6 protein-coding genes and 2 pseudogenes are annotated in these 7328 nt (G+C 65.7%); all 8 read right to left on the reverse strand.

Annotated elements, in window-relative coordinates:
• Positions 1-303: 303 nt before the first annotated feature.
• Positions 304-1767: a group II intron reverse transcriptase/maturase gene (gene ltrA / locus C1A38_RS29890; protein WP_199180375.1), complete on the reverse strand. Its 1464-nt coding sequence runs from the start codon at positions 1765-1767 to the stop codon at positions 304-306.
• Positions 1768-2361: 594 nt separating this feature from the next.
• Positions 2362-3047 (reverse strand): annotated as a pseudogene (locus tag C1A38_RS29895) (IS5 family transposase); the annotation flags it as partial.
• Positions 3032-3700 (reverse strand): phytanoyl-CoA dioxygenase family protein, encoded by a 669-nt coding sequence (locus C1A38_RS29900; protein ID WP_102661032.1) that lies wholly within the window; start codon positions 3698-3700, stop codon positions 3032-3034. The gene C1A38_RS29900 and the pseudogene C1A38_RS29895, both read right to left, overlap by 16 nt.
• A 23-nt stretch (positions 3701-3723) precedes the next feature.
• On the reverse strand, positions 3724-4482 hold the full coding sequence (locus C1A38_RS29905; RefSeq protein ID WP_102661033.1) for a creatininase family protein: 759 nt from the start codon (positions 4480-4482) through the stop codon (positions 3724-3726).
• Entirely contained in the window at positions 4479-5276 is a 798-nt protein-coding gene (locus tag C1A38_RS29910) for a class I SAM-dependent methyltransferase (RefSeq protein ID WP_199180376.1), read from the reverse strand. Before C1A38_RS29910 ends, C1A38_RS29905 begins: the two co-directional genes overlap by 4 nt.
• A complete protein-coding gene (locus C1A38_RS29915) occupies positions 5273-5860 on the reverse strand; it encodes an HAD family hydrolase (RefSeq protein WP_102661034.1) in 588 nt (195 codons plus the stop codon). Before C1A38_RS29915 ends, C1A38_RS29910 begins: the two co-directional genes overlap by 4 nt.
• 59 nt (positions 5861-5919) lie before the next feature.
• Positions 5920-6363, reverse strand: coding sequence for a hypothetical protein (locus C1A38_RS32095; RefSeq protein WP_233197109.1), 444 nt, complete (start codon positions 6361-6363; stop codon positions 5920-5922).
• Positions 6364-6382: 19 nt separating this feature from the next.
• Positions 6383-7264, reverse strand: a pseudogene (locus C1A38_RS32525) (mandelate racemase/muconate lactonizing enzyme family protein); the annotation flags it as partial.
• Between the last annotated feature and the right edge of the window lie 64 nt (positions 7265-7328).

The following is a 7328-nucleotide window of genomic DNA, read 5'->3' on the forward strand; positions in this document are numbered from 1 at the left end:
ATCTACACGCCGACGAACAGCGCATCTCGGCGATCACCGTGAATCACCCAGGCTAAGAGCGTGTCTCAGGTGGTGAGTTTGAGGTAGCGCTTGTGGCAGGTGAGGGCGGCGGCGAGGGTGACGAATGCGCAGTAGAGGCTGGCTGAGCGTTCGTAGCGGATGGTCAGCCGGCGGTAGCCGGTGAACCAGGCGAAGGTGTTGGGTCGGGCCCGGGCGCGGTGCCTGGATTGCTCCAGGTCCGTTTCCCGGACCCGCCCGCCGAACCCGGCGTGCGACTCTCACCGCACCGGGCTCTCCACGAGGTCATGCCGTTGGGGGTGGGCTTGTCGGTGTGGGCTGCCAGGGGTTCGGGATCTTGGTGCCGCGATAGCGGTATCGGGTCACGGGGACCTTCGCCATCTTGAACAACTCGACCCCGTCGAAGGCGATGGGTTGCCACCCTTGCGGGGTGCGCAGCCATCGCTGGATGGCTCTCCAGGTCATGCGGTTGCGGCGCATCACCCAGTTGATCACTCGCCACCAGATGAAGTTCTGCAGGTGGGAGAAGGTGTGCTTGGCGACCGCGTGCTTGAAGTAGTTGGCCCATCCACGCTGGATGTAGTTGATCCTCACCAGCGTTTCCCGGTAGCTCAGGTGCGACAACCGGCGGGTCAGTGACTTGATCTTCCGTTTCAGTGCCTGGACCGGCTTGTCGGCGATGAACGTGTAGACATGCCACTTGCTCGTTCCTCGTTTCCGCTTCCAGACGATGCGGAAGCCGAGGAAGTCGACCCCGTCGGCAAGGTGGGTGATCCTGGTCTTGGGCTCGGATAGGCGTAGGCCCATCGTCGCCAGGACGGTGCTCACCTGGTCGCGCAGGTCCTCGACGTGTTGCTCGGTGCCGTGGACCAGGACGAGGAAGTCGTCGGCGTAGCGAACCAACTGCCACGTCGCCAGCCCTCGGTCGCGTCGCTTCCTACGCTGCCAGTTGGTGCCCATCGCGGCCCATTGCTCGGCGAAGAACTCGTCGAGAACCGACAACGCGATGTTGGCCAGCAGTGGTGAGAGGATCCCTCCTTGAGGTGTGCCGGACGTGGTCTCGTTCCGCTCGCCGAGCTCAGTCATGATCCCGGCCTTGAGGAACGCCTTCACCAGCGCGAGCACCCGCTTGTCCTTCACCCGCGCCCGCACCCGACCCATCAGGGTCGGATGATCGATGCGGTCGAAGCACGCCTCGATATCCGCGTCCAGCACCCACCGGTAACCGGCGGTGGCCAGATGATGGATCTCGGCGATCGCGTCGTGCGCACGCCGGTTCGGCCGGAACCCATACGAACAAGGCCGGAAGTCCGCCTCGAAGATGGGCTCCAGGACCAGCTTCAGCGCAGCCTGGACCACACGGTCCGTGATGGTCGGTATCCCGAGCCGGCGTAGTTTCCCGCCGGTCTTGGGGATCATCTTCTCCCGTACTGGCAGCGGCCGGAACGTGCCGGTCTTCAGCAGGGAACGGACGTGGTCCAGGAACACCTCGGGCCCAGCCATGCTCACGTGCACGGCGGTGACGCCGTCCACGCCAGCAGTGCGGGCTCCGGCGTTCCCGGCGACCCGCTGCAACGCCACGACCAGCGTGGCCGGGTCGCTGACGAAGTTGTAGACATCGTCAAACCGGCGACCGTGGTCGGCCACCGCCCAACGGTGCAGTTTGATCTGCATTCCCCGTACCCGCGACCAGGCCTCTTCCGGGGTCGGCCACGCGACGGTGGTATCCACCACCGTGTCTTCGGGCATTGCAGTACCTCCCTTGCGATCTCGCTGCCGCCCTTCCCCATGTGACCGGCTCTCCCGGCCTCGGAGTACTACGGCGGCTCCGTCCTCTCCCGGCCCGATCGGCCGACGGTGGACCCAGCCCGACGTGTCGTCTCTGGCCGAGACGCTGCCGGGCAGAGCCGGGAGAGTTCCCGTGTTCACTGACTGATCGCTCGACGAAGGAGGCACCCGGCTATACCCCCGCGGCATCGCCACGGCTACCCCGCAGCACTTCACCGTGGCCTCCCGAACCGTCGAACGTCAGCAGCACGGGAGTTCCCGTCCCGAAAGAAGAGGACCAGGACGCACCGCACCCAGCCCATATCCGCCAGGTTCGAGCTGGTAGGGATCGTTAGGAGGCTTCAGACACCGGTTCCTCGCGTATACCTCTCCATCTCGCTTGCCGGACCCGCGCCATCTGGCAGTACTGGTCACGTCCCGGCGTTGTCGGGGCCGCTTGCCACCCTCCCCGGCACCTCCCGGATCAGGCTGCCCCCAGCTTCACCGAACTGCTGCGACAGCCCGGCGGCGAAGGTCTCTCACCTCCACTCGATCAATCAGCGCCTCACGGCGCACCCGCTCGATCACCCACCTGTGTCGGCCGAGCCGGTTCGGCGATTCGATGCCGCGGCGGGCGATGCGGGGTCGGATGCCGCGGGTGCGGAGCATGCGGCGTAGGTGGGGGTAGTCGTATCCCTTGTCGGCGTGCAGCTTGTCCGGCCGGCGCCGTCGTGGTCCGCGTCGGGAGCGGATGGCGGGGATGGCCTGCACGAGGGACTCCAGGCAGCGGCTGTCGTGGGTGTTCGCGGCGGACACCCCCACGGACAGCGGCAGCCCGTTACGGTCGGACAGGGCGTGGATCTTGCTGCCGGTCTTGCCCCGGTCGACCGGGCTCGGGCCGGTCAGGTCGCCCCCTTTTTCGCCCGCACCGACGCGGCGTCGGCGGTGGCCCGGGACCAGTCGATCAACCCCTTCGCGCCGAGCTGATCCAGTGCCGCGACATGCAACCTGCGCCAGAGCCCGGCTCGGGTCCAGGCGACGAACCGGCGGTGCGCGGTGGCCTTGGACACTCCGAACCCGGGTGGCAGGTGCCGCCACGCGCAGCCAGTGGTCAACACGTACACGATCGCGGCGAACACCGCCCTCGCGTCGATCGGCGGCGTGCCCCCGCCCTGCGGACGGCGAGGCGGTGGTGGGATCAACGGACCGGCCAGGTTCCACAACTCGTCAGGTACCCATTGCAGGATCAACCGCTCGTCCACAGTAGAAACGATCTACCAGACCAGGCCACCCAACCGCCACCCGAGACACGCTCTAAGTGGTGCATCAGCAGTACATCACCCGGCTCGCCGAGTAGCGGGGTACCCTGCTCGGCATCGATGTGCGGGGGCACTTGGGCGGTGACGCCAAGTGACCATTGAGTCCGGAACCACTCCGCCATCCGCAAGTGTCCGCCGATGACGTAACGCAGGGCGCCACCGGCCGGGTCGCTGATGTCGGAAAGCACGACACCCACGAGAAGCGAGAAGGTGCGCAGTTCGGCGGGGTCAAGGTGAGGGCAAGCGACGCCGTCCACGTGCATGGCCTTTTCGGGCTGTGCCTGGCCGAGGTCGCGTTCCGGAACGCGAATCTGAATCTGCGTAGTGGTCACCGGTGCCACGTCGCCGAGGAGTTCGGCTGCGAGCCCGGCCACACCGGACTGAGCAAACAGCGCGAGCAGGTCCCGATGGTCGCTAAGGTGCGGGGCGAAGGTCCGCTGCGTGAACTCGGCGATCCAGCGTTGATCTAAGTTGGTGCGGTACCAGTCGGTCACGAGCGCCGTCGCGCAGTCGATCAAGTGCGCCGGGACGTAGTTGCGTTTGACGACCATTCCCTTGGTCGTGAAGGTGGACAGATCGTCAGCGGTGAGGGGCATGGTCGTTTCCCATCATTGACGGACTACAGATGTTGTACAACCTGATTGGATGCGTCCAGGGCGCTGGTGATGATGGCTTCCCCTAGTTCGGCGGAGGCCAGCCGTGGGTCACCGCCAATGATGCCGAGGCTGGCGATGCGGTCGTCGCGCGAACTCCACGGCCACGTGGTTCCGCGGTCGAGGATGAGTCGCTGGGTTTCGGCGCGGTGGGCTGGGTCGGCGGCGAACATCTCGGGCAGTCGATTCAGGTGCACGTCGTTGGGGGCGAGGCTCAGCATGATGCTGGTTTCTTCCACGCCGGCGTGAATCTCCGGCGGGGTCGACGTCGCTCGTGCGGTAGAGAGTGAGCTGGGGTGGATGATGCAGACCCGCACCTGATGCGTGGCCTGTAGTTCGTAGCCAACTGCCTCGAGTACGCCGCGGTTGCCGCCGTGCCCGTTGACGATGAGCAGCCGACGGGCTGGGGTGGCTCGCGCGAACTCACCAACGATGGCATTGAGCAAGGTCGCAAGTGCGCCGATCCTGAGGGAGACGGTGCCGAGCGCCCAGGAATGCTCCATGGATAGGCCGTACGGCAGCGCGGGGAGTGCCCAGAGGTCGTGTTGGTTGCCGTAGCGGTCGATGAGGCGGTTGGTGAACTGCGTGGCGATGACGGTGTCGGTGTGTAGGGGCAAGTGCGGGCCGTGCTGTTCATATGAGCCGATCGGTAGACACAGGACCGATTTCTCGGTTAGCTGCGTGGCGATCTCCGGCGCCGGAAGCGATCCGTACCAACGGTTCATGCTCGATCTCGCCGGCCGATGCGGATGAGGAACTCGTTGTCCTCGGCGAAGGTGTCGGTGTCGCTGTATCGGGCAAGGGTGGCACGGACAGCGCTGTCGAACTCGCCGAGTCGGTCGCCAAACAGTTGTGGCGCGGCGAACGAGGTGGAGTGCAGGTACCCGAGGATGCTGTCGGCGGTCCAGGTCCGGCTGACGGGCACAGTGTGCTCCTCGACCTGGCTGAACGGCGACTCACGCATGATCTCGCTGTACGGGCGGTTGTGATGCTGGAACGTGCGATCGCCAGCGCGACGCTGCTCGCCGAGGAAGTCCTGGATGACCGCACGGATTGCGGCCTTCCAATCGCTGGTAGCGGTCCAGAAACTGTTGTCGCCGAAGATCGCGACCACGCCGTCCGGGCTGACCTGCGCATCCAATCGGGTCAGGATCGCGGCCTGGTCGAGCCAGTGGAACGCTCTGCAGATCGTCACCAGTTCGGCCTGCCATCCCGCCGGTGGCGTGAACTCCTCCGCCGTGACCTCCTGCAGCCGCAGCTGAGCGTCGGCGGGTAGCTGCGGGCGGAGCGCGTCTTCGGCAGCGGCGAGCATGTATGGGTCGTTGTCGATGGCGATGATGTCATCGAAGCGGCCAAGCAGAGCCTCCACCACGAGGCCGGTGCCGGTGCCTACGTCGAGAAGGCGCCGCGGCGCACCGGTAGGGACCGCGGCATCCAACACGTCGGCCACGGTCGCCGGAATGCCGGGCCGGTACTGCCGGTAGAAGCCGACGGTTCCGTGGAATAGAGTCATGATCATCTCCGTTTAGCGAATTCGGTGAGGTGCTGGCTGGCGGCGGTGAGATCAGCTGCCACGAGCAGGTCAGCGTCGTCGAGCCGTTCGGGCTGGGGTACTGGTCGTCCATTCGACACCCAGATGGCGGCTATCCCGGCAGTTCGGGCACCGATGACGTCGCAATCCCAGTCGTCGCCGATGTGCACCATATTCGCCGGGCTGCTTTGGCACGCGGTGGCCACGCCATGGAAAGCGGCTGGATCGGGTTTGGAGTAGCCGGTCCGACAGGAGGGGAAGTAGTCGGTCACCCACGGAGACAGCAGGGTTCGCAAACGGTCAGTATCGGCCTCCATGCAGCTGGCATTCGACAGCGTGACGATGGTGGCATGCCGACTCATAGTCCCCAGTGCTGCTCCTGCCCCTGGCAGGAGCTGCACCGGGGGCGACTTGGTGGGTGTCGGGAAGGCGCTCACGGGGATCTGCAGCGCATCGCAGACCTCCGCAATGACTGCGGGGTCGATCGAGGCTCGGGTGTACAGCTGCTGGCGAATGACCGAGCGCGCGTCGGCGGGCCTGAGCGGCGAAGCACTCGCCAAGATTGTGGCCACTGTGGGTCCTTCGAACCGGCATAGGGTGCCCCCGACATCGATGCTCAGCAGTATTCGTTTCACGAGGCACTATCCACTGCAGGCAGGGCGGTGACAATCGCGTCGATTCTGGCCTGCCGGATCGCCGGATTGCTTGCCTCGGCGAGGAATGTGAGCGCGTAGCGGCGCTCGGCCTCGTCTAGGACGGTTAGGTCACGGCGCGCGGCGCGGACTGCGGTCGCCAGGTCGTCGGGTATCGACCGGGTGCGCCAGCCGTGCGGTAGGTGCAGGATGCCGGCCCACGGTCCGGCGGAAGGTGCGTGCGATGGGTCGGGCAGGCGCAGGACGGTGACGTCGTCGAAGCTCAAGATCTGCACTTGTACCGGGCGAGCGCCGGGGAGTTGGAGCTGGCCTGTCAGGAAGGTGTCGTGTCCGTCGAGTCGTTCGGACAGCACGAGCAACGTGCCGTTCGAGTCTGCTGCGACGGTCCCGGTGATGGACAGGCGCTGAATGGTTTCGGGCATCAGCAGCTCTCGGCGTGGCGCCCAAGCCCGGATGCTTGGGAACGGTGATCACTCCGTGTGAGGGCAGCCAAGGCTGTGCATACCTTCGCTGCCGTACCGGTTCCCACTGCAACCGGTACTCGACCGCGGTGATCGCATTCGGATAGGCAGCGGCGAGGTGAACGGCCGGAACAAATGAGCGGCCGTGCGGGTAGACCGGCACGCCGAACGTTTGCGCCGCGGTCACCAGGTCGACCGCGCGTGTGAGTCCGCCGCACGCCACCACGTCAAGTGTGAACGCCTGTAGCTTGAGTCGGAGAATCGCCGCAGCGTCGGCATGCACGAGAAGCCGTTCGCCGAGGGCCAACGGGATGTTCATCGCCAATGCCCCATACGTGTTGAGATCACATTGTGGTAGTGGGTCCTCCAGCCAGCGCAACGAAGCCGGGTCCAGCTCATCGAGGAACAGGGAGGCGAGTTCGGGATCCCAGGTGAAGACGGCGTCGAATGCGGCTTCCTGCCTGAGCGCTGCCTCCATCGCCCGTACCGCCACGGCAAGCCGGACGGCCTCCGCCTTGCGGTCGTCGGTTGCTGGATTCTTGCGCAGGCCCCATTTCGTAAATTGCCATCCGTCGCGGTTGACGCGCTCGACGGCCGCGACGGGTATGCCATTTGTTACGTCGAGGCTCAGCCATGAGGCGTAGAGCGACACCCGCCGCTGCGGTGTCGCTGCAAGCAGGTCAGCGACAGGGACTTGGGCAAGTTGGCTGTGTAGGTCCCAAGCGGCGCAATCCACCGCACCGACGGCCCACGATGCCACCACGCTGGTATCTGCCCGGATCGCCCTACATAGGGCCGCATGGAGTCTCTGGTGGTCGTACACCGGCTCGCCGAGGACTGGGAGCGCCAGGACAGCCTCCACATACCGTCCTGTCCCGCACCGGGTTTGATGGAGACATCGAAATCTGGGAGGAACATCAGCGATG

Origin of the sequence: Verrucosispora sp. ts21, from assembly GCF_002879555.1 — a bacterium.
Classification (GTDB): Bacteria; Actinomycetota; Actinomycetes; order Mycobacteriales; family Micromonosporaceae; genus Micromonospora; species Micromonospora gifhornensis.